Source organism: Xanthomonas euvesicatoria (genome assembly GCF_013112235.1).
GTDB classification, from domain to species: Bacteria; Pseudomonadota; Gammaproteobacteria; order Xanthomonadales; family Xanthomonadaceae; genus Xanthomonas; species Xanthomonas euvesicatoria.
Window position 1 is genome coordinate 1,971,583 of record NZ_JABFFS010000001.1, and the last position, 23,892, is coordinate 1,995,474.

General features: G+C 65.1%; 21 protein-coding genes and 2 other RNA genes. 14 read left to right on the forward strand and 9 right to left on the reverse strand.

Features of this window, described 5'->3' with window-relative positions:
• Positions 1–13: 13 nt before the first annotated feature.
• The 14 genes from gspG (at position 14) to HLH45_RS08430 (ending at position 14,179) form a co-directional block, all read left to right on the forward strand.
• Complete coding sequence (gene gspG / locus HLH45_RS08365; RefSeq protein ID WP_014089352.1) at positions 14–478, forward strand: type II secretion system major pseudopilin GspG; 465 nt, start codon at positions 14–16, stop codon at positions 476–478.
• A gap of 57 nt (positions 479–535) precedes the next feature.
• Entirely contained in the window at positions 536–1,000 is a 465-nt protein-coding gene (locus HLH45_RS08370; protein WP_033479187.1) for a GspH/FimT family pseudopilin, read from the forward strand.
• Positions 984–1,364 (forward strand): type II secretion system minor pseudopilin GspI, encoded by a 381-nt coding sequence (gspI, locus tag HLH45_RS08375; RefSeq protein ID WP_008576731.1) that lies wholly within the window; start codon positions 984–986, stop codon positions 1,362–1,364. The genes HLH45_RS08370 and gspI overlap by 17 nt, the downstream gene beginning before the upstream one ends.
• Positions 1,361–1,963, forward strand: a complete 603-nt coding sequence (gspJ, locus tag HLH45_RS08380) for a type II secretion system minor pseudopilin GspJ (protein WP_008576733.1) — start codon at positions 1,361–1,363, stop codon at positions 1,961–1,963. The genes gspI and gspJ overlap by 4 nt, the downstream gene beginning before the upstream one ends.
• Positions 1,963–2,952: a type II secretion system minor pseudopilin GspK gene (gene gspK / locus HLH45_RS08385; RefSeq protein WP_008576734.1), complete on the forward strand. Its 990-nt coding sequence runs from the start codon at positions 1,963–1,965 to the stop codon at positions 2,950–2,952. Before gspJ ends, gspK begins: the two co-directional genes overlap by 1 nt.
• Positions 2,949–4,037 carry a type II secretion system protein GspL gene (gene gspL / locus HLH45_RS08390; protein ID WP_008576735.1) on the forward strand — a complete coding sequence of 363 codons (1,089 nt, stop codon included), beginning with the start codon at positions 2,949–2,951 and terminating at the stop codon, positions 4,035–4,037. The genes gspK and gspL overlap by 4 nt, the downstream gene beginning before the upstream one ends.
• Positions 4,034–4,510, forward strand: a complete 477-nt coding sequence (gene gspM, locus HLH45_RS08395; RefSeq protein ID WP_008576736.1) for a type II secretion system protein M — start codon at positions 4,034–4,036, stop codon at positions 4,508–4,510. Before gspL ends, gspM begins: the two co-directional genes overlap by 4 nt.
• 5 nt (positions 4,511–4,515) lie before the next feature.
• Positions 4,516–5,226: a type II secretion system protein N gene (gene gspN, locus HLH45_RS08400; protein WP_008576737.1), complete on the forward strand. Its 711-nt coding sequence runs from the start codon at positions 4,516–4,518 to the stop codon at positions 5,224–5,226.
• Positions 5,227–5,621: 395 nt separating this feature from the next.
• Positions 5,622–6,344, forward strand: coding sequence for a GntR family transcriptional regulator (locus HLH45_RS08405; RefSeq protein WP_008576739.1), 723 nt, complete (start codon positions 5,622–5,624; stop codon positions 6,342–6,344).
• A gap of 43 nt (positions 6,345–6,387) precedes the next feature.
• Positions 6,388–7,665, forward strand: a complete 1,278-nt coding sequence (locus HLH45_RS08410; RefSeq protein WP_008576740.1) for a sugar MFS transporter — start codon at positions 6,388–6,390, stop codon at positions 7,663–7,665.
• Between the two features lie 40 nt (positions 7,666–7,705).
• The gene (locus HLH45_RS08415) at positions 7,706–8,773 is read left to right on the forward strand and encodes a LacI family DNA-binding transcriptional regulator (protein ID WP_003482633.1); all 1,068 of its coding nucleotides are present in this window, start codon (positions 7,706–7,708) and stop codon (positions 8,771–8,773) included.
• A gap of 6 nt (positions 8,774–8,779) precedes the next feature.
• Positions 8,780–9,808, forward strand: coding sequence for an SIS domain-containing protein (locus HLH45_RS08420; RefSeq protein WP_008576748.1), 1,029 nt, complete (start codon positions 8,780–8,782; stop codon positions 9,806–9,808).
• A gap of 2 nt (positions 9,809–9,810) precedes the next feature.
• Positions 9,811–10,965: an N-acetylglucosamine-6-phosphate deacetylase gene (nagA, locus tag HLH45_RS08425; protein WP_033479168.1), complete on the forward strand. Its 1,155-nt coding sequence runs from the start codon at positions 9,811–9,813 to the stop codon at positions 10,963–10,965.
• A gap of 544 nt (positions 10,966–11,509) precedes the next feature.
• The gene (locus HLH45_RS08430; protein WP_033479170.1) at positions 11,510–14,179 is read left to right on the forward strand and encodes a TonB-dependent receptor; all 2,670 of its coding nucleotides are present in this window, start codon (positions 11,510–11,512) and stop codon (positions 14,177–14,179) included.
• A 47-nt stretch (positions 14,180–14,226) separates the two neighbouring features.
• Here HLH45_RS08430 and HLH45_RS08435 read toward each other — a convergent pair.
• The 9 genes from HLH45_RS08435 to HLH45_RS08475 form a co-directional block, all read right to left on the reverse strand.
• Positions 14,227–14,302, reverse strand: a non-coding RNA gene (locus HLH45_RS08435) — sX9 sRNA.
• Positions 14,303–14,498: 196 nt separating this feature from the next.
• Positions 14,499–15,731, reverse strand: a complete 1,233-nt coding sequence (locus HLH45_RS08440; RefSeq protein WP_008576751.1) for a multifunctional CCA addition/repair protein — start codon at positions 15,729–15,731, stop codon at positions 14,499–14,501.
• 157 nt (positions 15,732–15,888) lie between these two features.
• On the reverse strand, positions 15,889–17,559 hold the full coding sequence (betA, locus tag HLH45_RS08445) for a choline dehydrogenase (RefSeq protein WP_011346382.1): 1,671 nt from the start codon (positions 17,557–17,559) through the stop codon (positions 15,889–15,891).
• Positions 17,560–17,683: 124 nt separating this feature from the next.
• Complete coding sequence (gene betB / locus HLH45_RS08450; protein ID WP_008576753.1) at positions 17,684–19,156, reverse strand: betaine-aldehyde dehydrogenase; 1,473 nt, start codon at positions 19,154–19,156, stop codon at positions 17,684–17,686.
• A gap of 40 nt (positions 19,157–19,196) precedes the next feature.
• A complete protein-coding gene (gene betT, locus HLH45_RS08455; RefSeq protein ID WP_008576754.1) occupies positions 19,197–21,176 on the reverse strand; it encodes a choline BCCT transporter BetT in 1,980 nt (659 codons plus the stop codon).
• Between the two features lie 143 nt (positions 21,177–21,319).
• A non-coding RNA gene (locus tag HLH45_RS08460) (sX9 sRNA) lies at positions 21,320–21,395 on the reverse strand.
• Positions 21,396–21,457: 62 nt separating this feature from the next.
• Complete coding sequence (locus tag HLH45_RS08465) at positions 21,458–22,195, reverse strand: endonuclease/exonuclease/phosphatase family protein (RefSeq protein ID WP_010377815.1); 738 nt, start codon at positions 22,193–22,195, stop codon at positions 21,458–21,460.
• A 49-nt stretch (positions 22,196–22,244) separates the two neighbouring features.
• Positions 22,245–23,060 (reverse strand): thiol:disulfide interchange protein DsbA/DsbL, encoded by an 816-nt coding sequence (locus HLH45_RS08470; RefSeq protein ID WP_008576756.1) that lies wholly within the window; start codon positions 23,058–23,060, stop codon positions 22,245–22,247.
• A gap of 91 nt (positions 23,061–23,151) precedes the next feature.
• Complete coding sequence (locus HLH45_RS08475) at positions 23,152–23,802, reverse strand: thiol:disulfide interchange protein DsbA/DsbL (RefSeq protein WP_008576757.1); 651 nt, start codon at positions 23,800–23,802, stop codon at positions 23,152–23,154.
• Positions 23,803–23,892: the final 90 nt, after the last annotated feature.

Below are 23,892 nucleotides of genomic sequence, written 5' to 3' on the forward strand. Positions count from 1 at the left end.
CATGGAGATCGTCATGCAGTCCATCCATCCACGTGCACGCCTTGGCTCGCTGACGGCACATCGACGCAGCCGTGGTTTCACCCTGGTCGAACTGATGGTGGTCATCGTCATCATCGGCCTGCTCGCCACGGTGGTGATGATCAATGTGATGCCCAGCCAGGATCGCGCGATGGTGGAAAAAGCCCGCGCCGACGTGGCGGTATTGGAGCAGGCGCTGGAAACCTATCGCCTGGACAACCTCAGCTACCCAAGCACCGAACAAGGGCTGCAAGCCTTGCTCAACCCGCCGGTCGGATTGACGCGGCCGGAGCGCTATCGGCAGGGCGGTTACATCCGCCGGTTGCCGGAAGACCCATGGGGCCATGCATACCAATACCGGCGCCCCGGCCGCCATGGCGGCTTTGACGTGTACTCGTTTGGCGCAGACGGTGCCGAAGGTGGCGATGCCGACAATGCCGATATCGGCAACTGGCGCTGAGTGACGGCCGTGTCTGCAATGCTGGGCCCTCCAAGGCCGTGTTCATCGCGCATGCCGATGCGCGTGGCGAACCGATGCGCGCGTGGCTTCACCTTGCTTGAGGTGCTTGCCGTGTTGGTCATTGCCGCGCTGGCCAGCACGTTGGCGGTGATGACCTTGCCGGATACGCGGCGCGATCTGCACGATCATGCCGACACCCTGGCCAGCGCGCTGATGCATGCACGCGACGAGGCGATCATGAGTTTGCGCATGGTGGAGGTCAGCATCGATGCCGGCGGCTATGGTTTCCGTCGTCAGGCCCAGCAGCAGTGGGTTGCCTTGGATCAAGCGCCATTTGCCGCGGTCCGCTGGCCGCAGGGCATCCAGGCGCAGCTGCCTGTCGACAGCAGACACATAAGTGTGCGCTTCGACCCCACCGGTGCGGCCACGCCGCAGCGCATCGCGTTGGGCGATGGCCGGCAACAGATGCAGATCGTGGTAGATGCCGCAGGCGTGGTGCAGGTCGATGCGCCATCTCGCTAACGCACGCGCATCAAGTGGATTTTCGCTGCTCGAACTGATCGTCGCGCTGGCGATCTTCGGCATGGCGGTGGTCGGCCTGTTGAACCTTTCCAGCGAGAGTACCCGCACCGCCGTGGTGCTGGAGGAGCGCGCGTTAGCCGCGGTGGTGGCGGAAAATCAGGCGATCGAGGCGACGCTGGCGCCAGCTGCCGCGATCCGCGCGCCGGCGAACGGGCAGGTGGTGCTCGGCGGGCGCAGCTGGGAGTGGCAGCGCCAGTCGATGCCGGCCGGCGCGGCAGGTTTGGTGCAAATCGAGGTGCGCGTGCGCCCTGCAGGCCAGGCGCAGGAAGTTGCCGATCTGAATGTCTTGCGGAGCGCCGAATGATCGGCAAGCAACGCACGCGCGGCTTCACCTTGATCGAATTGCTGGTGGCCCTGGCGGTGTTCGCGTTGGTGGCCGCAGCTGCGGTGGTGGTGATGCGGCAGAGCATCGACCAGCGCGATGCCGTGCGCGCGCGGCTGCAACAGATTCGCGACTTTCAACTGGCCCATGGCCTGCTGCGCAGCGACCTGCAGCAGGCGGCCGTGCGCCGCACCCGCAACAGCGAGGGCAGCGCCGCACGCAGTGCATTTGTCGCCAGTGCGCCCGGAACGTACGGGCCCTTGTTCGGGTTTGTGCGACGTGGCTGGAGCAATCCGGACCAGGCACCGCGTGCGTCGCTGCAATACGTGGAGTACCGCGTCGTGGATGGGCGGCTGGAGCGCAGCGCACGCTCTGCGCTCGACGGCGCGGCAGCTGGCACGCCGCAGGTACTGTTGCGCGGCGTGCGTTCGGCGGCGGTGGCATTCCATTACCGGGCGCAGTGGAGCGATGGCTGGAGCGGCGGGCTTGAAGCATTGCCGGACGCGGTCGCACTGGAGCTGGACCTGGAGCACTGGGGGCGCGTGCGCCAACTGTTCCTGTTGCCGGAAGGGCGCACGTGATGGCACTGCACGTACCTGCCAGACAACGCGGCGTGGCCTTGCTCACGGTATTGCTGCTGGTTGCCGTGATGACCTTGCTGATGGCGGCCGTGCTGGAAGACCTGCGCTTTGGTCTGCGTCGCAGCGGCAATGGCCAGGCGATGACGCAGGCGCAGTGGTACGCCCTGGGCAGCGAGGCCGTTGCGCGGCAGCGCTTGCAGGCGCTGTCCCAGCGGGATCCGCTGCGCACCACGCTGGACGGCGGCTGGAAAGACCAGCCGGTCCGCTTTCCGCTGGACGACGGTGCGGTGAGCGTGCGCCTGCGCGATCGCGGCGGCTGCTTCAATCTCAACAGCGTGGTCGTTGGTGCGCCCGAACAATGGCAGCGTAGCGATGAGGGAGCACGCCAATATCGCGCATTGCTCCAGGTGTTGGGCATCGCCCCGCAACAGGCGTATGCGCTGACCGACGCATTGGTGGACTGGATCGACTCCGACACACAGCCGGGCGTGCACGGCGCCGAAGACGACCGCTACCTGCAGGTCGCCGCGCCGCGGCGTACCGGTGCAACCTTGCTGGCAGGCGTCAGCGAACTGCGCGCCATCGCCGGTTACACGCCGCAATTGATCGCGCAACTGCAGCCGTATGTCTGCGCATTGCCGGAGGGGCGCTTGTCGCCGATCAATATCAACACGCTGCGCCTGGACGATGCACCGGTGCTGGTGGCGTTGACCGGAGGAGCGCTGGAGCTGCCGGCCGCACGACGCGTTATCGCTGCACGGCCGGCTGGAGGATGGCGCGATGTCAGGATGTTTCTCAGCCAGCCGGCGCTGATGCAGGCCGAGCTGTCCAATGCGGTATTGGAACAGCTCGAACTACGCACCCGCTACTTCTCTCTCTACAGCCAGGTCGACCATGCCGGCGCGCAGGTCATGCTGGAAGCGTTGCTGCAACAGGAAACGGCCGGCCGGGTCCGACTGGTCGCGCGCCAATGGAGTTCTGACCAATGACCACCACGTTGTTGTTGCTGCCAGCCGATGCAGCCGCCCAAGCCACTGCAGTGCGTGTGGACGCGCAGGGGCAAGTGCAATCGATGGGTCAGGCCGCCACGCCGCCTGGGCCATCCACGCGCAACCTCCTGGTGGTGCCGGGTGTGGATGTCCATCTGCGCTGGTTGAGTTTGCCTGGCCGCAGCATTGCGCAATCGCGGGCCGCTGCGCGCCTGCAATTGGCCGAGCATCTGGCTGTCGACGCGCAGGCCTTGCATGTGGTGATCGCCGCTGGCGCTGAGGCCGATGGCACGCGCCTGGTCGCCGCAGTGGACAGCGTGGTGATGCAGCACTGGCTGGCGCGCGCAACGCAACTGGGCTTCGTTCCCGATGCGGTGGTGCCGGATTGCCTGCTGCTGGAGCCCGGTGCCGATGCGAGGGTCGCGGTGATGCACTGGGACGGCCGATGGCTGATCCGCGGCGCACAGCTGGCCTGCAGCCTGGAGCCAGAGGCGGCGCGTCTGCTGTTGGGCGATCGTGTGCCGGCCGTGCCGCCGGTGCCCGACGCGACGCAGTCCATTGCCTGCGTTGCGCGCAATGCTGCCCACGTGCCGATCGATCTCCTGCAGCACCCGTTCGCGAACAAGGCCGCTGCTGAGCAACGGCGCGCTCCGCGCCGTCTGGCGGTGTTGGCCGCATTGCTGCTGCTATCGCCGGGGGTGCTGTTGCTGGGGCAGACCTTGCGCTACGAGATCGGTGCGCGTGTACTGCAGGCGCGCGCCGCCACGCAGTTGGGTGTGCGCGATGCAGCGGCGGTACCGGCCGCATTGCAGGCGCGTCGGCAGGCCGGCACGGCGACCGATCGCCTGGCGGTGCAACTGAGCACCTTGTTCGGCGCAGTCGATACCCTTCCAGCGGCAGAACTGGATCAGCTGGACTACAACGCCGCACAGCCGTTGCGCGCGACCTTGCTGCACACCGATGACGCCAGCCTGCAGCAGCTCTCGGCGCGGCTTGCGGATGCCGGCTGGCACGTGGATCCGGGCAGCAGCCAGGTCGAAGACGGTCGCATGCGGACACCGTTGGCGCTGGAGCCATTGCGATGAAGACATCTGTGCCAAGCGGCACGTACTGGTGGCAGACACGGGCGCCGCGTGAGCGGCGCATGCTGGGTGTGATGTGCGCCGCACTGGCGGCATTCGTGGGCTGGTATGCGCTTTACATGCCATTGCGGCACTGGCATGACCGGGCTTGGGCGCGCTATGCCGACGCTGCGCAGCTGGTGCTCGATGCATCTGCACAGGCGGCATCGACCAGACGCACCGCCGCACCGGGACCAGCGGCTTTGGCCGAGATCATCGCAAGCAGCGCACGCGATGCCGGCATCAACATCACCTCGCAACAGCGCAGCGCCGCGGGCGGGGTGGAGGTGCAGATCGAGGCCGTCAGTGCCGCCACGCTGTTCGGCTGGCTTGAGCGGTTGCGACAGGCGCACGGCCTGGCGCCGACCCAACTGCACGTGGCACGCGAGCAGGGCCAACTCCGCGTACGCTGCGGGTTTGCGGAATCGGAACCGTGACACGCATGCGCTGGGCCTTGCTCTTGGTGTCGATGGTGGGGGTCGCGCTGCTGGCGTTTGTCCCGTTGCGCCTGGTGCTGCCGCGCGAGGGACTTCCGTTCTCGGTGCTGGATGTGGAGGGCCCGATCTGGGCCGGCACGTTGCGGCAGGTGCAATGGCAAGGCATCGCCTTCGGCGATGTGGCGGTGCGGCCGCGGCTCTGGCCGTTGGTGCGTGGCGAACGCCAGGTGCAGTTGCAGTCCACACAGCTGCACCTGCTGTTGGTGGATGGGGCGCAACGCGGCATACGCAATGCACGGGGCCAATTGCTGGTGCGCCAGCCCGGTGGCGTGGCGCTGATCGATCTGGCGTTGCAGCTGCAGCAGGTGGATCTGCTCTTCGATGCCACCGGTTGCGTGCAGGCGCATGGGCGGGTCAGCCTGCAAGTGCTGGCAAGCGGTGCGGGCGAGCTGCCCGGTCTGCCGCCGCTGCGCTTGTCCGGGCAGCCGGCGTGCGTGGATCACACCGCCGTGCTGACCTTGCTGCCCGACACCGCATTGCCCGCCGGCGTGCAGGCCGAAGCACAGCTGCAACTGTGGCCCGACGGACGCTGGCAGCTACAGTCGCGTGTCGATCCGGCGCAGGACGCGGTGTTGGGCGTCGGCCTGCAATTGCTGGGCTTCGCCGCCACGCCGGAGCGCGGGATGGTGCGCAACGACCACGGTCAATTGCGCTAGTGGCGATGTGGCTGGCTGCGCGCCGTAGTGCCGGTTTTCTGCACCATGCACGTGCGCGCGGCACCGCTGGCGCATCCATTGCGGCCGATTAAGCGACACGCCGGGGCATCCGCCGACAAACCTGTCGTCATGGTGCGGTGGCGAGTGGTTACGGCACGTCAGCGCGCACGCAACCTGCATAGCAGCTCCGGCACGCCTGCACTTTGGCGGCCGAAGGAGTGCAGCCGGTCTGCCGCGGCCGGATGCGTCGCCGATCCGGCGCTTTCGCGATTGCACGCGGTCTGATGCGCGCGGGGCAAATTGGTACTATATTGGACCTAACAAATCCAAGTCGGTCCGGAGGACAGGCAGTGGCCAAACCGAGAACCAATGCCAGGACGGACGACGACCCCAGGATGGACGCGCTGGCGCTGGAGGCTTCCGCGCCGACGCCGCTGTATCTGCAATTGGCCGCCAAGCTCAGCGACGCCATCCGTGGCGGGCAGTGGAAGGCCGGCGAGGCGCTGCCGGCCGAGCGCCAGCTGTGCGAACGCCTGCAGATCTCGCGGGTAACCCTGCGCCAGGCGGTGGATGTGCTGGTCGAACAAGGCCTGGTCTCGCGCCGGCAGGGCGCCGGCACCTTTGTCACCACCCAGATCCAGCATCAGCTCAGCGGCCTGACCAGTTTCAGCGAGACGCTGCGCATCAAGGGCTATGAACCCGGGACGCGCTGGCTGGAACGGCGGCTGCGCCCGGCGCATGGCGAAGAAATCCTGCGGCTGGGCTTGTCGCCGGATGCGGCGGTGGCCTCGCTGACGCGTCTGCGCAGCGCCGACGACCGCGTGATGGCCTATGAGCACGCGGTGTTGCCGCAGCGCATCGTCACCGACCCGCAGCAGATCGGCGATTCGCTCTACAGCTATCTCGATGCCCAGGGCACGCCGGTGGTGCGCGCGCTGCAGTACTTCCGCGCCATCAATCTGCCCGCGCGGCTGGCCGAGCATCTGCGCATGAAAACCGGCGAGGCGATTTTGCATGTGGTGCGCGTGGGCTATGCCCGCGATGGCAGCGCGATCGAATTGACCGACACCTATTGCCACAACGACTTCTACGACTTCGTCGCCGAACTGCGCCGCTGACGCCAACGGCATTCCTTACGACAACCTCAGAGCCAGCCGATCCATGACTACCGCCAGGCCCGCAAATCCCGTTGTCTCGATCGCCATCGTCGGCGTGCTGTTTTTCATCATCGGCTTTTTTACCTGGATCAACGGGCCGCTGATCACCTTCGTGCGGCTGGCGTTCGACCTCAACGAGGTCAATGCGTTCCTGGTGCTGATGGTGTTCTACCTGTCGTACTTCTTTCTGGCCTTGCCCTCGTCGTGGATTCTCAAACGCACCGGCATGAAGAAAGGCCTGGCGCTGAGCCTGGTGGTGATGGCCGTGGGCGCAGCAGGCTTCGGCCAGTTCGCCACGCAGCGCTGGTATCCGGGCGCACTCGGCGGCTTGTTTGTCATCGGCAGCGGCCTGGCCTTGCTGCAGACGGCGATCAACCCGTACATCAGCATTCTCGGGCCGATCGAAAGTGCCGCGCGCCGCATTGCCTTGATGGGCATCTGCAACAAGATCGCCGGCATCCTGGCGCCGATCCTGATCGGCTCGCTGGTGCTGCACGGTATCGGCGACCTGTCCGCTCAGGTGGCCAGCGCCGATGCGGCGACCAAGGAAGCCTTGCTCACCGCCTTCGCCGCCAAGATTCACGCGCCATATCTGGTGATGTCCGGCGTCCTGCTGCTGCTGGCCATCGGCGTGCTGTTCTCGCCATTGCCCGAGCTCAAGCCCTCCGAGGCCAACGCCACGCCGGGCGCGACCGGTGGCGTGCAGAAATCCAGCATCTTCCAGTTCCCGCACCTGTGGCTGGGCGTGCTGTGCCTGTTCGTCTATGTGGGCGTGGAAGTGATGGCCGGCGATGCCATCGGCACCTACGGGCACGGCTTCAATCTCCCGTTGGACAGCACCAAGATCTTCACCTCCTACACATTGGGCGCGATGTTGCTGGGCTACATCGCCGGCCTGGTACTGATTCCGCGCGTGATCTCGCAGGCGCGTTACCTGAGCGTGTCGGCGGTGCTGGGCGTGCTGTTCTCGCTCGGTGCCTTGTTCACCCACAACTACGTGTCGGTGGGCTTCGTCGCCGCGCTTGGCTTTGCCAACGCCATGATGTGGCCGGCGATCTTTCCGCTGGCCATTCGCGGACTGGGCCGGTTCACCGAAATCGGCTCGGCACTGCTGGTGATGGGCATCGCCGGCGGCGCGATCATTCCGCAGCTGTTCGCCATCCTCAAGCAGCATTACGACTTCCAGGTCGTGTTCGCTGCGCTGATGGTGCCGTGCTATCTGTACATTCTGTTCTATTCGCTGCGCGGTCATCGCGTGGGCCTGCCGGCCCAGGCCAAGTGATCGCGGCGGCATGATGCGTTCCGACGGACAAGGTACCTCCATGCGCAGGCCCACCATCAAAGATGTCGCCGAACGCGCCAAGGTCTCGTTGAAGACCGTGTCGCGGGTGATCAACAACGAGCCGTCGGTGATGCAGGCCACGCGCGCGCGCGTGCTGCGCGCCATCGCCGACCTGGATTACGAACCCGACCCGTCCGCGCGCAATCTGCGCAGCGGCACGCCGTTCGTGATCGGCCTGGTGTACGACAACCCCAACCCGTACCACATCATCGGCATCCAGAACGGCGTGCTGGCCGCGTGCCGGGAAACCGGCTTTGGCCTGCAGATCCATCCCTGCGATTCCACCTCGCCGTTGCTGGCCGAAGAACTGGCCGAATGGGTGCAGCGCTCGCGCCTGGCCGGGGTGGTGTTGACCGCGCCGATGTCCGAACGCCCGGAATTGCTGGCCGGTCTGGCCGCGCGCGGCATCAAGAGCGTGCGCATCATCGCCTCCACCGACGACCCCGGCGACGGCCCGTGCGTGTACATCGACGACCGCGATGCCGCCTATGAAATCACCGAGCACCTGATCCAGCTCGGCCATCAACGCATCGGCTTCCTGTGGGGCGGCCCGCAACATCGCTCCAGCGGCGAGCGTTACGCCGGCTATGAAGCGGCATTGAAGGATTACGGCATCAGCCTGGACAAGCACCTGGTGATTCCCGGCGACTACACCTTCGACGATGGCTTCCGCGGCGCACGCCGGCTGTTGTCGCTGCGCGAACCGCCCACCGCCATTTTCGGCAGTAACGACGAGATCGCTGCAGGCGTGCTGGCCGCAGCCAAGTCCACCGGCATGAACGTGCCGTATCAATTGTCGATCGCCGGTTTCGAAGACAGCCCGTTCTCGCGCCAGTCGTGGCCGGCATTGACCACCGCCAAACAGGCCACCGATGACATCGCGCGGCACGCCGCACGCTTGTTGATCAGCCAGCTGCGCAGCGACGCCTACGACGACCAACCGGCGCAATTGCAGAGCCGTGGTTTCGTGCCGCAGTTGGTGGTGCGCGGCTCCACCGCGCCGGCGCCCGCGTCCACCGGCAAACCCCTTCCTCCTGAATCTGCCTGAGCCACGATGAGCCTTCCCTCCGAAACCGAGACCTTGATGTTCCGCGAAGCGGCGCAGACCGCCGATGTGGTGGCTGCACAGTTCGCGCGTAATGCCGACACCATCGCCGCGCTCGCGCAGTCGCTGCGCCAGACGCCGCCGCCGTTCGTGGTGACCTGCGCGCGCGGTAGCTCCGATCATGCGGCCACCTATGCCAAGTACCTGTTCGAAACCCAGCTCGGCATCGTCACCGCATCTGCGTCGCCATCGGTGGGCTCGGTCTATGCAGCGCCGCTGCAGCTGCGTGGCGCGCTGTACATCGTGATTTCGCAATCGGGCAAGAGCCCGGATCTGCTGCGCAATGCCGAAGCGGCCAAGGCGGCCGGCGCGCGCGTGGTCGCGCTGGTCAACGTGGAAGATTCGCCGTTGGCGCAACTGGCAGAGGTGGTGATTCCGCTGGGCGCAGGCCCGGAAAAGAGTGTGGCCGCCACCAAGAGTTATCTTGCCTCGCTGGCCGCGGTCCTGCATCTGGGCGCGGTGTGGAAAAACGACCCGGCCCTGCTTGTCGCGCTCGACGCATTGCCGCAACAGTTGCGCAGCGCGTGGCAGGCCGATTGGTCGGCGCTCACCGCCGGCCTGGTGCCTGCGCACAACCTGTTCGTGCTCGGCCGCGGCCTGGGCCTGGGCGCAGCGCAGGAAGCAGCATTGAAGTTCAAGGAAACCTGCGGCCTGCACGCCGAAGCCTACAGTTCGGCCGAGGTCAAGCACGGCCCGATGGCCCTGGTGGGGCCGGGCTTCCCGGTGCTGGTCTTCGCACAGCCCGACGAAACCGGTGCCGGCACCCGCGCACTGGCCGAAGAATTCCGCGCGCGTGGCGCGCAAGTGTGGCTGGCCGCGCCCGGTGGCGATCTGCCGCTGGCAGAAGCCGCGCACCCGGCTTGCGCGCCGCTGCTGACCGTGCAGAGCTTCTATCGCGCGATCAATGCGCTGGCGCTGCAGCGCGGCAACAATCCCGATCTTCCGCCGCATCTGAACAAGGTCACGGAAACCGTCTGATCATGCACGCTCTCGCGACTCAGGCACTGTGTAATGCACGCGTGCTCACCGACAACGGATTGCAGGACGGCCTGGTCGTGGTACTGGCTGGCACGCAGATCCAGGCGATCGTGCCGGCCGACGATGCGCGCGTTGCGCAGGCGCATACGCGCGTGGATCTGGGCGGCGCCACCTTGTTGCCGGGCTTTATCGACATCCAGGTCAACGGCGGCGGCGGCGTGTTGTTCAACAACGCACGCGACCCGCAGGCGCTGGCCACCATTGCGGCCGCACATCGCCGCTTCGGTACCACCGGCATGCTGCCGACCTTGATCAGCGATACCGCGCAGGTAATGGCCGAGGCGATCGATGCCACGCGCCAGGCCATCGCACAAGGCGTGCCCGGAGTGCTCGGCATCCATCTGGAGGGCCCGTACCTGAGTCCTGCGCGCAAGGGCACGCACGACGCAGGCAAATTCCGCGTGCCGGACGCGCACGAGATTGCCGTCGATACCTCATTGGACAACGGCGTCACCCTGATCACGCTCGCACCCGAGCGCGTGCCGCTGGACGATATTCGTGCCTTCGTTGCCGGTGGCGCGATCGTGTTCGCCGGCCACACTGCGGCCACCTACGAGCAGGCGTGCGAGGGCATTGCCGCCGGCGTCAGCGGCTTCACGCACGTGTACAACGCGATGTCCCAGCTGGCTGGCCGCGAACCCAATGCAGTCGGCGCAGCGCTGGAAGACCCCAACGTGTGGTGCGGCGTCATCGTCGACGGCGTGCACGTGCATCCGGCCAGCCTGCGCGTGGCGCTGGCGGCCAAGCCACGCGGTAAATTGCTGCTGGTCACCGACGCCATGCCGATGGTCGGCAGCGACAGCGCCAGCTTCGACCTCTACGGCGAAACCATCACCGCCGTGGACGGCGTGGTGCGCAATGCCGATGGTGCATTGGCCGGCTCTGCATTGGACATGGCCACCGCCGTGCGCAACAGCGTGCGCTTGCTGGGCGTGGACCTGGCCGAAGCTGCGCGCATGGCCTCCACCTATCCCGCGCAATGCATTGGCCTGGGCGAACGCCTGGGACGCATCGCACCTGGCTACCAAGCCGATCTGGTACTGGTGGATGACGATGTGCAGGTGTTGAGCACGTGGGTGGCTGGGCAGCGCGATTAGGCGGCACTGGCAACATGACTTGGCCAATCTACGCATCGTGCGCGCCGCATTGCGTAATGCGGCACGCGTGTCGTGTTTGATTTTTGAAATGCAGGGGCGTGCAGCGGCCCATGCACATCGAATTGGCGCATGTCGCATGCCTCGCCTTGCTTACCCGCCCCCTTATGCGAACAGGCCGCAAGGCGCAGTGGTCTGCATCGGCGCCAAGGGCAGTGAGACAGCGATCACGCCGTCATCCCGATATCTGCAGGGAAGCCGGTGTTTAGCGCATAAAAATAGACGTATGCAGCAGCGGGTTGACACTGCAACCCACCGAAGGCACCTTCGCTGGTAACGTTCTCAGCGAAGAAACGTCTGCTCCACGTTTGAGAAGACGACAACCGGCCGTTGTTCCAGCGGTCCGGCGTGTACCCGCATGTGGTCATGCAATGCGGGCAGTTGTTCGTATCCGGCACAGGGGACGGATCACGGGCATGGCACGCGCGTCGCGCGCCGTTGTGCAACCAGGCGGTTGCCATCCGACATCAGTGATGAGGTCCACGCAATGCTGCTTTCCCGTCTGTTCGCGTCATCCCCTTGCGTTCCGGTATCTGCGTTCGTCAACCCACTGCGCCGCTCATCGTTGAGCGCTGCTGTCAGGCGCCTGCTCATGGGTGGCGCCAGCCTGGCCTGCGTCGCAAGCCTTCCCGCATTTGCGCAGGAGCAGCCCGCACCCGCGCAGCAACAGACACCACCACAAACCAGTCCCTCGGTCTCCACCCTGGACGAAATCAAGGTGGTGGGTTACCAGGCCAGCCTGGGCAAGGCGCTCAACGTCAAACGCAACGCCGATGCGATCGTCGATGCGATCAGCGCCGAGGATATCGGCAAGTTTCCCGATACCAATGTTGCCGAATCGCTGTCGCGGTTGTCCGGCATCACCGTGGACAGACAGTTCGGCGAAGGCGAAAAAGTCAGCATCCTCGGTACCGATCCGGCACTCAATCGCGTGCTGCTCAATGGTCAGACCATTGCATCGACCAGCTGGGGCGGCGACCCCAACGACCCGGACAGCCGCTCGTTCAACTACAGCACGCTGGCGCCGGAAGTGGTCGGCCTGATGGAGGTCTATAAGACGCCCGAAGCGCGCATCGACGAGGGCTCCATCGGTGGAACCGTGATCGTGCATACGCGCAAACCGCTCGATCTGGATCGCAATACGCTCACCGGCACCGTGAGTTATGGCTACAACGATCGTTCCGACGAAGGCAAGCCGAACGCATCGGCGCTGTATAGCTGGAAGAATCAGGACCAAACGTTGGGCGTGCTTGCCTCGGTGATGCATTCGCAGCGCGTTCTGCGCCGCGACGGCGTTGAAATTTTCGGCTACGACAATGTGCAGGGCGCCGGGTTTCCGCCCGGTGTGGTCGGCAACAACACCGGCGTGTTTCCGACGTCGATCAACACGGCGTTATTCCAGCAGACGCGCAAGCGCGACGGTGTCAGCGCGGCGCTGCAATGGAAGCCGGACAGCGATTTCGAGCTCAACCTGACCGGTTTGTACGTCAAGGAAAGCTTCGACAACTACAACCAGAGCCGCTACGGCTACTGGGGCTCGACGCCCGGCGATGCGCAGGCCTTGGGCTTCGAAAACGGTATCGCCACTTCGGGTACCTTTGGCGATCAGTCCAACACCTATCTCGACGGCTATCTGCGCAATAGCCAGGTCAGCACCGGCAGCATCCACTTGCGCACCGACTGGCATGGCGAGGGTTGGAACGCCTCCAGCCAGGTGGGCTACACCAGTTCGCAAGGCGGCGCCGAGCGTATCTACGGCATCCAGTTCCGCAATCTGGCTGGCTACAGCTACGCCATCGACGGGCGCCGGACCGCGATGGACTACAGCACCGATCCCACCAATGCGGCGGCGATGCAGCTCAACAACGCCTCGGCCAGCCATAGCCCGCAATACGACAAGGAGCGCTATCTGCAGCTGGATTTCGATCATGCGGTGGAGTGGGGGCCATTCACGCAGATCCTCACCGGCATCAAGCTCACCAATCACGCCACCGGGCAATCGTCCTATAGCCGTACCTGGACCCCGAACGATGGCAGCACGCTGGCGGCATTCTCGCCGGGTACCACGCCGTCGGGCTATCTGGATGGGCTGTCGACCAGCACCGACATGCAACGCTGGTCGACCATCAACAGCGGTGCGATCGGTCGGTATATCGGCGAATTGGAAGGCGATGATGGGTTGCCCATCAGCTATGCGGGCAACTACAGCATCCAGGAGCAGAACCGTGCGTGGTTCCTGCAAGGCAATTTCTCCGGCGAGCGGTATCGCGGCAACATCGGCGTGCGCTATGTGCACTCACGCGATTCCACCGATGGCTACAGCTATGCGCCGGGCGGCGGCTACACACCGGTCAACTTTCTCAGCAGCTACGGCAAATGGCTGCCTTCGTTCAATATTGCCTACGACCTGCGCGACGACCTGATGCTGCGGTTTGCCGCCTCCAAAGTGATCGCGCGGCCGCGCTACACCAACATGACGCCGTACGTGGCTACCGATGACACCACGTTGACGGCCTCGACGGGGAACCCAGGACTGAGTCCATACGAGTCGACCAACCTCGGTGCATCGCTGGAGTGGTATTTTTCCGACAGCAGCTTGCTCAGTGGCGAATTCTTCTCGCGCGACATCTCCAACTACATCCTCACCACCGTGCAGGACCGTGTGTTCTTCAACAACGCTACCGGCGGCTCAAGCACCTACCAGACATCCGTGCCCACCAACGCCGGCGATGCCACGGTGCGGGGTGTGGCGCTCAATCTGCAGCACAATTTCGGCAATGGCTTCGGCGTGGTGGCCAACTACACCTATTCCGATTCCAACACCGACGGCGACTACAGCCTGCCGTACAACTCGCGCAATGCCTACAACATCAGCCCGTACTACGAGCAAGGCAAGTGGAGTGCGCGGGTGAATCTGGGCTGGCGCTCGGAATACTTCACCCAGATTGGCCGGCTCAACGGGCAGCAGATGACCGACGCGTTTACGCAGGTAGATGCATCATTCGGCTACCAGGCCACCGAGCGGCTGCGCATGGCGCTGGAAGCCACCAACCTGCTGGATGAAACCTATTTCAGCTACATCGGCAACAAGAACCAGCCGTACTACATCTACAAGAACGGTCGCTCTTTCATGTTGAGCCTGAATTTCAAGCTGTGATGCCCGGCCGGGGCGGCTGCTCGTGTGTAGCCGCCTTGGTTTAGAGCGGCTAACAAAACGTCGCGAGCAGTCGTCAGGCGGGTGCGGACGGCGCACAGGAACCGCAGTGTACGAGTGGTACATGAGGATTCCGAGCACCGGCCGCGCCCGCCTTGCGGCTGCGCAGTAGTTTTGTTAGCTGCTCTTAACGGCGTAAATCAGATCTCCAATACATCACTGACTTCGAATGGGCAGGTTTCGGTCCATGGGGTGCTGCAATTCCGTCCTTGCTCGCGTCCCCACATCGCGTCGCACCTGGACACAGGTGCGCGACATGCAGCTATGCACCGATCCGTCGCGCTGCCGCAATCGCGGCAATGCGCGCCTTTGTCAGTGCCTCGCCGATCTGCGGCCCTTGCAGACCTTCAGCCGCCAGATTTCGCGCATTGATCGCCAGCGCGGCGGCATGTAGCCGTTTGAGTGCTTCGCCCTGCGGGTACGCGGCTTCTTCACTGCACAGACGGCCACGCTTGTCGGCTTCGCAGACCAGTGCCAGCTGCGCGATACGCTCCGGGCGGCGAAACGCATCGCAGCGCACCAGCAGCTCGTGCAGGGTGCGGTCGCGCAGCTCGGCCAGGCGATGCACGTTCAAATGTTCGCGGCAGGCGATGATGGCAAGTTGCCGAAAGTCCTGCGGCACCTTGAGCCGCTCGCACAGCGCCTGCAATGGCGCCACGCCGCGTTGTTCGTGCATGACGTGGCGCGGCCATTCCTCAGGTGGTGTGAGTGCCTTGCCCAGATCGTGGGTCAGTGCGGCAAAGCCCACCAGCGCATCGCCGGGCGCGAGACGTGCCGCCATATCGCTGACCATTTCCTGGTGAATGCCCGTGTCGACCTCCGGATGGAATTCGGCGCGCTGCGGCACGCCGTACAGCGCATCGACTTCCGGCAGGATGACCCGCAGCGCATCGGCATCGTGCAGCGTGCGCAGGAACGCCGAGGGCTGCGCGCAGCTCAATGCGCGCCGCAGCTCCTGCCACACGCGCTCCGGCACCAGGCTATCGAGTTCGCCGCTGGCGGCCATGTCCCGCATCAATGCCGCAGTTTCAGCAGCGACAGTGAAGCCCAGCGGTGCCAGCCGCGCCATGAAGCGCGCGGCACGCAACACGCGCACGGGATCTTCGACAAACGCCGGACCGACATGCCGCAAGACGCGCGCCTGCAGATCACGCGCACCGTTGTACGGGTCGAACAACTCACCCGTCTCCTCATCGCGCGCGATCGCGTTGATGGTGAAGTCGCGGCGTAGCAGGTCTTCTTCCAGGGTCACCGATGGGTCGGCGTCCACCACGAAGCCGCGATATCCGCGGCCGGATTTGCGCTCGGTACGCGCCAGTGCGTATTCCTCGCCACTGCGTGGGTGCAGGAACACCGGGAAATCCTTGCCGACCGGCTTGAACCCCTGCGCTTCCATCTGCGCCTGATCGGCGCCAACCACCACCCAGTCGCGGTCGCCAGCCGGCTGCTCAAGCAATGCATCGCGGACTGCGCCGCCAACGAGATAGATCTTCATCAGCGCATGATGCCCGAGCAATCATGCGCCTGTCTGTGCGCTCTCCCGGCTGCTTGCGGGACCACTGGGGGCGAGGACGCCGCCAACGCGCTCATGGAAGGGTTCACGGTACATGCAAAAAGGGTTAGGGCACCGCACGCTCGACCCGGAGAAAAGGTCACCCGCGCACAGGTGCATCGCCAGCGATGTAGTAATCGGCGGTGCTGCGCGGCAATGGGGGGCGACCGCGCATGCGGTCGGCGATTTTCTCGGCAATCATGATGGTGGTGGCGTTGAGGTTGCCGGTGATGATGCGCGGCATGATCGAGGCGTCGATCACGCGCAGGCCCTCCATGCCGTGCACGCGGCCCTGGCCGTCCACCACCGCCATGTCGTCGGTGCCCATCGCGCAGGAGCAGGAGGGGTGATAGGCGGTTTCAGCGCGAGAGCGGACGAATGCGTCCAGCTCCGCATCGGTCTTGCAGTCCGCACTGGGGCTGATCTCGCGGCCGCGGTAGGGGTCTAGCGCCGGTTGCGCGATGATCTCGCGGGTGATGCGGATCGCGTCGCGGAATTCCTGCCAGTCCTGGTCGGTGGATTGGTAGTTGAACAGGATCGAAGGATGCTGGCGCGGGTCGCGCGATTTGGCGTGCACACGCCCGCGGCTGGGTGTGCGCATCGAGCCGACGTGCGCTTGGAAGCCGTGCTCCTTGACGGCATTGCTGCCGTTGTAATTGATGGCCACCGGAAGGAAGTGGTACTGGATGTTGGGCCAGTCGAATTCCTCGCGCGTGCGGATGAAGCCGCCGGCTTCGAACTGATTGCTGGCGCCGGTGCCGGTACCGGCGAATAACCATTCCGCGCCGATCGCAGGCTGGTTCCACCACTGCAATGCCGGATACAAGGACACCGGCTTGGTGCATGCGTACTGGATATACACCTCCAGGTGGTCCTGCAGGTTCTGGCCGACGCCGGGCAGGTCGTGCACCAGTTGCACATCGAGTGCGCGCAGCAGATCGGGTGCGCCTACGCCGGAGCGTTGCAGCAGCTGCGGCGAGGCGATCGCACCCGCGCACACCAGTACTTCGCGGCGTGCATGCGCATCGATTCCTTCGCTGCTGTTGCCCACCAGGTAATGCACGCCGATGGCACGCTTGCCTGCAAACAAAATGCGGTCGGTGGTGGCATGGGTGACGATATGCAGGCCATCGCGCGGCTTGGCCATGTCCAGGTAACCGCGCGCGGTGCTGGCGCGGCGCCCGCGTGGCGTCACCGTGCGGTCCATCGGTCCGAAGCCTTCCTGCTGGTAGCCATTGAGATCGTCGGTACGCGGGTAGCCTGCCTGTACGCCTGCCTCGACCATGGCATGGAACAACACGTTGTTGTCGTTCTTCGGCGTTGCCACGCTCACTGGACCGTCGCCGCCGTGATAGTCGTTGGCGCCGATGTCGCGCGTCTCTGCCTTGCGGAAGTACGGCAGGACATCGCGGTAGCTCCAGTCCTCCAGGCCGGGGCGCTTGGCCCAATGATCGAAGTCCAGCGCATTGCCGCGGATGTAGCACATGCCGTTGATCAGCGACGAACCGCCCAGGCCCTTGCCGCGACCGCATTCCATGCGCCGGTTGTCCATGTAGGGTTCCGGCTCGGTTTCATAGGCCCAGTTGTAGCGACGTCCCTGCAACGGAAAGGCCAGTGCTGCCGGCATCTGCGTGCGGAAATCCAGGCGGTAATCCGGCCCGCCCGCTTCGAGCAGCAGCACGGTCACGCCGGGATCTTCGGTCAGGCGTGCCGCCAGCACGTTGCCTGCCGAGCCGGCGCCGATGATGATGTAGTCGTATTCGCGTTGCATGGTGTTCTCCTGATGCGGTAACGGTGCGGTGGCGATCAAGGCATACGGCACAGACGCAAGCGTGCTCCCGGGGCGATAGCGGCGCGTTACTGCCACCGCGCTTGCGTGCGCTGGCTCTCTGCCCTCAGAACACCGACGCGTAACGTTCCAGTTCGATCTGGACCGATTTGGTGCGCGTGTAGGCCTGCAAGGTCGCCAGGCCGTTTTCGCGCCCCACGCCCGACTGCTTGTAGCCGCCCACCGGCATCGGCGCCGGCGACTCGCCCCAGGTGTTGACCCAGCAGATACCCGCTTCCAGGCGATGGATCAGCCGATGTGCGCGCGCCAGATCCGGCGTGACCACGCCTGCAGCCAGCCCATACGTGGTGGCGTTGGCGCGCGTCACCGCTTCGTCTTGGTCGTCGTAGGTGAGCAGGCTCAGGACCGGCCCGAAGATTTCCTCGCGCACGATGGTCATTACATCGGTGCAATCGCTGAAGATGGTCGGCGCCACGTAATAGCCCTGCGCCAGTGCGCCGTCTTGCAGGCGCTCGCCGCCGCACAGCAGACGTGCGCCTTCGGCCTTGCCCTGTTCGATATGCTCCAGCACGCGCTGCATATGCGCGGCGCTGACCAGCGGACCGAAGGTGGTGCGCTCATCGAGCGGGTCGCCGATATGAATCCGTTGCACGCGGGCCAGCAGGCGCGCTTCGAATGCGTGACGCAAGGCGCGCGGCACGAACACACGCGTGCCGTTGGTGCACACCTGTCCTGAGCTGTAGAAGTTGGCCATCATGGCGATGTCGGCCGCCAGGTCCAGGTCGGCATCGGCGCAGACGATCAGCGGCGACTTGCCGCCCAGCTCCATGGTCACCTCCTTCAGCGACGAACTCGATGCGCTGGCCATCACCTTGCGGCCGGTGGCGGTGCCGCCGGTGAAGCTGATCTTTTCGATCTGCGGATGTTCGGTGAGCGCCGTGCCCACGCTGGCGCCATCGCCGGGCAACACGTTGAACACGCCATCGGGCAGGCCGGCCTCGGTAAAGATTTCGGCCAGTTTCAGCGCGGTGAGCGGGGTGACTTCGCTGGGTTTGAAGATCATCGCGTTACCGGCGGCCAGGGCGGGCGCGGCTTTCCACAGCGCGATCTGGATGGGGTAATTCCACGCGCCGATTGCACCCACAACGCCCAGCGGTTCGTGGCGCGTGTAGAAAAAGCTGCCTTCGCGCAAGGGCACTTGCGCACCCTGCAGCGCCTGCGCAACGCCAGCGTAATACTCCAGCACGTCGGCTCCGGTGACCACATCCACGCTGCGGGTCTCGCTCACCGGCTTGCCGGTGTTGAGCGTTTCCAATTCCGCCAGCGCATCGTTGCGCTCGCGCAGCAACGCCACCGCACGCAGCAAAATGCGCGAGCGCTCCACCGTCGTCAGGGCCGCCCATTGTCGCTGGCCTGCCTGCGCGCTATCGACCGCGGCATCCAGATCGTCGGCACCGGCATTGTGCACGTTGGCCAGCACTTCACCGGTGGCGGGGTTGACCACTTCGAACGTGTGGCCGCCGCGAGCGGGAACATAACGGCCGCCGATATACAGCAACTGGTCGGAAAAACGTGGCATGACAAACCTCCTGTGGGACGGTCGCCGCAGCGACGCACCTTCAGCGGGTGAGGTGCAGAAACTGCAGGTGACGTTCGTATTGATCGATGATGTCGTTGATGATCTGTTCGCGGCTGTAGCCCACCAGGTCGTAGTCCTGGCTGCCTTCGTACAGGTAGACCTCGGCGCGGTAGTAGCGCTGGTTGCGGAAGCGCTGCGCGGCAAACGACGGAGTCAGATAGCCGCGCATCACGATTTGATAGCGGAAACCCTGCTGTTCGCCATGATCGACGCTGATTTCCATGTCGCCGTCGTCGATGCGGCTGCTGACCTTCCAGCCTTCCTCCTGCAGCTGTGCGGTGACCGCTTCGATGGCCGGGCGCACCTGGTCGTGCATGAAGCGATACACCTCATCGCGCGCCGGGAAGTGCATCGCCTGGCCCAACCGCTGGCGCCAGCCGCCGTGATGACGCGATTGCCCGATCAAGGGGCTGGGGCTGTAAAGCTGCGCGCGTTTGCGCTGCGATTCTTCGCTGAGGGCGCGTGACAGGCCCCAGGCCATCAGCAGCAGCACTGCAGAGAATGGCAGCGACGCCAGCACCACCGCCGATTTCAGTGCGTCCATGCTGCCGGCCAGCAACAAGCCTGCCGTGACCACGGCAGTGAGCACGCCCCAGAACACGCGCAGCCAGCGCGGGCCATCGTCGTGCGGTTCGCCGCCGTGGGAGGAGAGCGTGGACAACACCACCGTGCCGGAATCGGCGGAGGTCACGAAGAACACGAAACTGATCGCCACCGTGACCGTGATCACCGTGTGGCTCCAGGGATAACTCTGCAGCAGGGAATACAACACCGTCTGCGGTGCATCGATGGCCTGCTGCGCCCATGCTGCCTGGCCGTGATGCAGCAGCTGATCCAGCGCGCTGTTGCCGAAGATCGACAGCCACGCCAGGGTGAACCCGAGCGGGATCAGCAATACCCCCAACACGAATTCGCGAATGGTGCGGCCGCGCGAGATGCGCGCGATGAACAGCCCGACGAACGGCGCCCAGCCGATCCACCAGGCCCAATAGAACACCGTCCAGTTGCCCAGCCAATCGGCGCGGCCACCGTAGGCATACACGTCGAAACTCTTGTTGACCACGCTGCCCAGGTAGTCGCCCAGGTTTTGCATCAGCGCATTGAGCAGGTACTGCGTCGGTCCGGCGAACAGCATGAACAACAGCAGCGCAATGGCCAGCAGCATGTTGATGTCCGACATCCAGCGCACGCCCTTTTCGACGCCGGACACCGCCACCACGATGGCCGCGCCCATCATCGCCACGATCAGCGCCACCTGCACCCAGTGCGTATGCGGCACGTCCATCAAGGTGCTCAGGCCGGCGTTGAGATGCAGCACGCCAAAGCCCATGTCCGCGCCCAGGCCGAACACGGTGGCCACGATGCCTAACGCATCCACGGTATAGCCGATCGGCCCGTTGATGCGTTTGCCGATCAGCGGGTACAACGCCGAGCGCAACGCCAGCGGCAGGTTATGGCGGAAGGCAAAATACGCCAGCGCCATGGCGGCCAGTGCGAACACGCCCCAACCGTGCAGGCCCCAATGCAGGAACAGCACCTGCATCGCCTGTCGCGCGGACGCCTCGCCACTGCCGGTACCGCCCTGGGGCGGTTGCAGATAATGCGTGAGCGGCTCGGAGACGCAGAAGAAGAACAGCGTGATGCTGATGCCGGCGGCGAACAGCATGCCGGCCCAGGAGAGATAACTGAATTCCGGCTCGTCGTGATCGGCGCCGAGCTTGATGTTGCCGTAGCTGGACAGGGCCGTGGCCAGCACGAACACCAGATACAGCGTCATCGCCAGCAGGTAATACCAGCCGACATTGCGCGACGCCCAGGTCTGCGCATCCAGCAGCACACGCCCCGATTCCAGCGGAAACAACGACACCAGCAAGGCAAACGTGCACACGACCGTGGCAGCCAGCACGAACACCGGGCGCAGGGTGCGTACCGGCAAGGTGTGCGGCGCTGTCGCACTCATGGCAACGCACTCATACGCTGCGTATCACGTGTTGTGCTCCCAGCGAAAAACCGCCTGCGTTATCGCACAGGCGGTGTCGAGGGGGCGTCAGCGGTCGAGTTCGCCAATGCGAACCCGTTGTCACTTTTCCGGTTGCTTGAAGCGGCCAACACAACGTAGCGAGCAGTCGTTAGGTGGGCGTGGGCGGCGCGCTCAAAACCGGAGTGTACGAGCGGTAAGCGCCGATTCCGAGCACCGGCCGCGCCCGCCTGGCGGCTGCGCAGTCGTTGTGTTGGCTGCTCTTAACGCAGCAATTGCCTTGGCACGCGGATATCCATGCCCACCGCCAGGTGATCTGAAAACGCGGCCGGAATGGCTTCGGTATGTTCGATCACCAGGCTGTCGCTGACCAGGATGTGGTCGATCGCCCGGTCCGGACGCCAGCTGGGAAAGGTGTGCACCTCGCAACTGGGCGGTTGCAGACGGGTATGGCGATAGAGCGACTGCATCTCCGGGCGATCGGCCATGCAATTGAAATCGCCCATCAACATCGCGTTGGGATGGTCGGACAACAGTTCGGCGATGAAGGCCAACTGCGCCATACGCGAATTGGCGCCCAGCGACAGATGCGCCACCGCCACGGCCAGGCCATCGCGGCCCTCACCGAATTTCGCCAGCAGGATGCCGCGCCCGCCGATGCGGCCGGGCAGGGCGTGGTCCTGCACTTCCACCGGTTCCAGCTTGCTCAACAAACCGTTGGCGCTGGAGGCCACCCCGCCCATGCGGCGGTTGGGTTGGTGGCTCCAGTAATCGAAACCGGCGCGCTCGGCCAGATAGTGGGTCTGGTTGGTGAAACCCGAGCGCAGGCTGCCGGGGTCTGCCTCCTGCAGGCCGACGATGTCGCGTTCGCCGACCAGCTTGGCGATGCTGTCCAGGCTGGTGCGCTTGCTGCCCAGCGGCAACGCGTGCGACCAGCTACGCGTCACATAGTCGCTGTAACGGCGGGTGCTGGAACCGGCCTGGATATTGGCGGTCAGCACCCGCAGGGTGCGCGAGTCCGAAGCGTTCACGACGTTGCGTTCGCGCGACTCACTTGGCCAGCGTGGCGCGTTCGCGCGCGATCAGGTGATCGGCAATGCGCAGCATGTCCGGGAAGCTCTGGCCCTTGACCAGGTACTTGCCGTTGATGATCAGCGACGGAGTGCCGGTGATCTTGCTGCGGGTGGCGAACTGCTTGGCGCGGTTGGTCTTGGCCGAGACGCCGAAGCTGCTCATGGTGTCGATGAAGGTCTTCTGGTCCACGCCGTACTTGGCATAGAACGCGGCGATGTCCTGCACCGAATCCTTGCCGCGCTCGCCCTTGAGGGTCTGGTCGACGTGGATGGCCTTGTACAAGGCCTCGTGGGTCTTTTCCTGCACGCCCAGGGTTTCGGCGGCATAGAAGGCGCGGCCGTAGTCATCCCAGGTGCCACCGAACATGGCCGGCACATAGACAAAATGCACGTCCGACGGCAAACCGGCCTTCCACGGCCCGATCAGCGGCTGGAACGCGTTGCAGGCAGGGCAGACATAGCCGAAGACTTCGGCCACTTCGATCTTGCCGGCGGCCTGTTGGTAGGGCTGGCCAGCGTCGATGTCCAGATAATCGGTGCCGGCGACCGGCTCGGGGCCATTCGGTGCACGCGGGGCAGCGCTGGGCGCGGCGGGCGGTTGAGTGGTGGCGCTTTCGCCGACTGCAGGCGGAGCGGCCGGGTCTGCGGCCGGGGTAGCGGCAGCAGGCGCGGGCGCCGTTTCGGCAGCTGGGGTGGTGGCGGCAGGTGCGGTGTCGGACGAACCGTCCTGCGCCTTGCAGGCGACCAGGATCGGCAACAGCGCCATCAGCGTCAGGGCGAAGCGTGTCTTCATCGGATTGGATCTCCAGCGTGGGGCGAGAAAAGGGCCGGACGGCCGCGGGGCGCATGATGCCACGCGCGGCCGTCGCTGGCGGTTATGCGGTTCAGCGCTTGGCCGGCGCGGCGTGCTCGCGGGCGATCAGGTAGTCGGCAATGCGCAACATGTCCGGGTAATTGCGTGCGCCGATCAGGTAGCGGCCGTTGACGATGATGGCCGGCGTGCCGGGAATCTTGCTGCGCAGCGCGAACTCGCGCGCGGCCTTGAGCTTGGCCTCCACCGCCTCGCTCTTGTAGGTCTCGATGAAGCGCTGCTGCGGGATTCCGTAACCGGCATAGAACGCGGCCAGTTCTTCGGGCGCCACGTTCTGGGTGGGCACGGTCTGCTTTTCATGGATGGCGTCGAACATGGCGCGATGGCTGCGCTTGGCCACGCCCAGGATGTCGGCAGCGAAATAGGCGCGCGCAAACGCGTCCCAGAAGCCACCGAAGGCGGCCGGTACCGGGGTGAAGCGTACGTATGCCGGCTGCTTGGCCACCCAGGCTTCCAGCACTGGTTCGAAATGTGCGCAATGCGGGCAGGTGTAGCCGAAGACTTCGGTCACTTCGACCTTGCCGGCCAGCGGGGCGTACGGCTGGCCGCCGTCGATCAGGGTGTAGTCCTCGCCTTCGACCGGCGCGGCCTTCTTGTCGGCGGCGCAGGCCACCAGCGGCAACAGGAACATCAACAGCAGGGGCAGACGGGAAAGCAATTTCATGCGGGCTCCGTGGGGGCGAGGGGAGAGCGGTAAACGACGACGCCGGTCGCGGGACCGGCGTCGTGAAGCGGCGTGGCGACGGCAGGGATC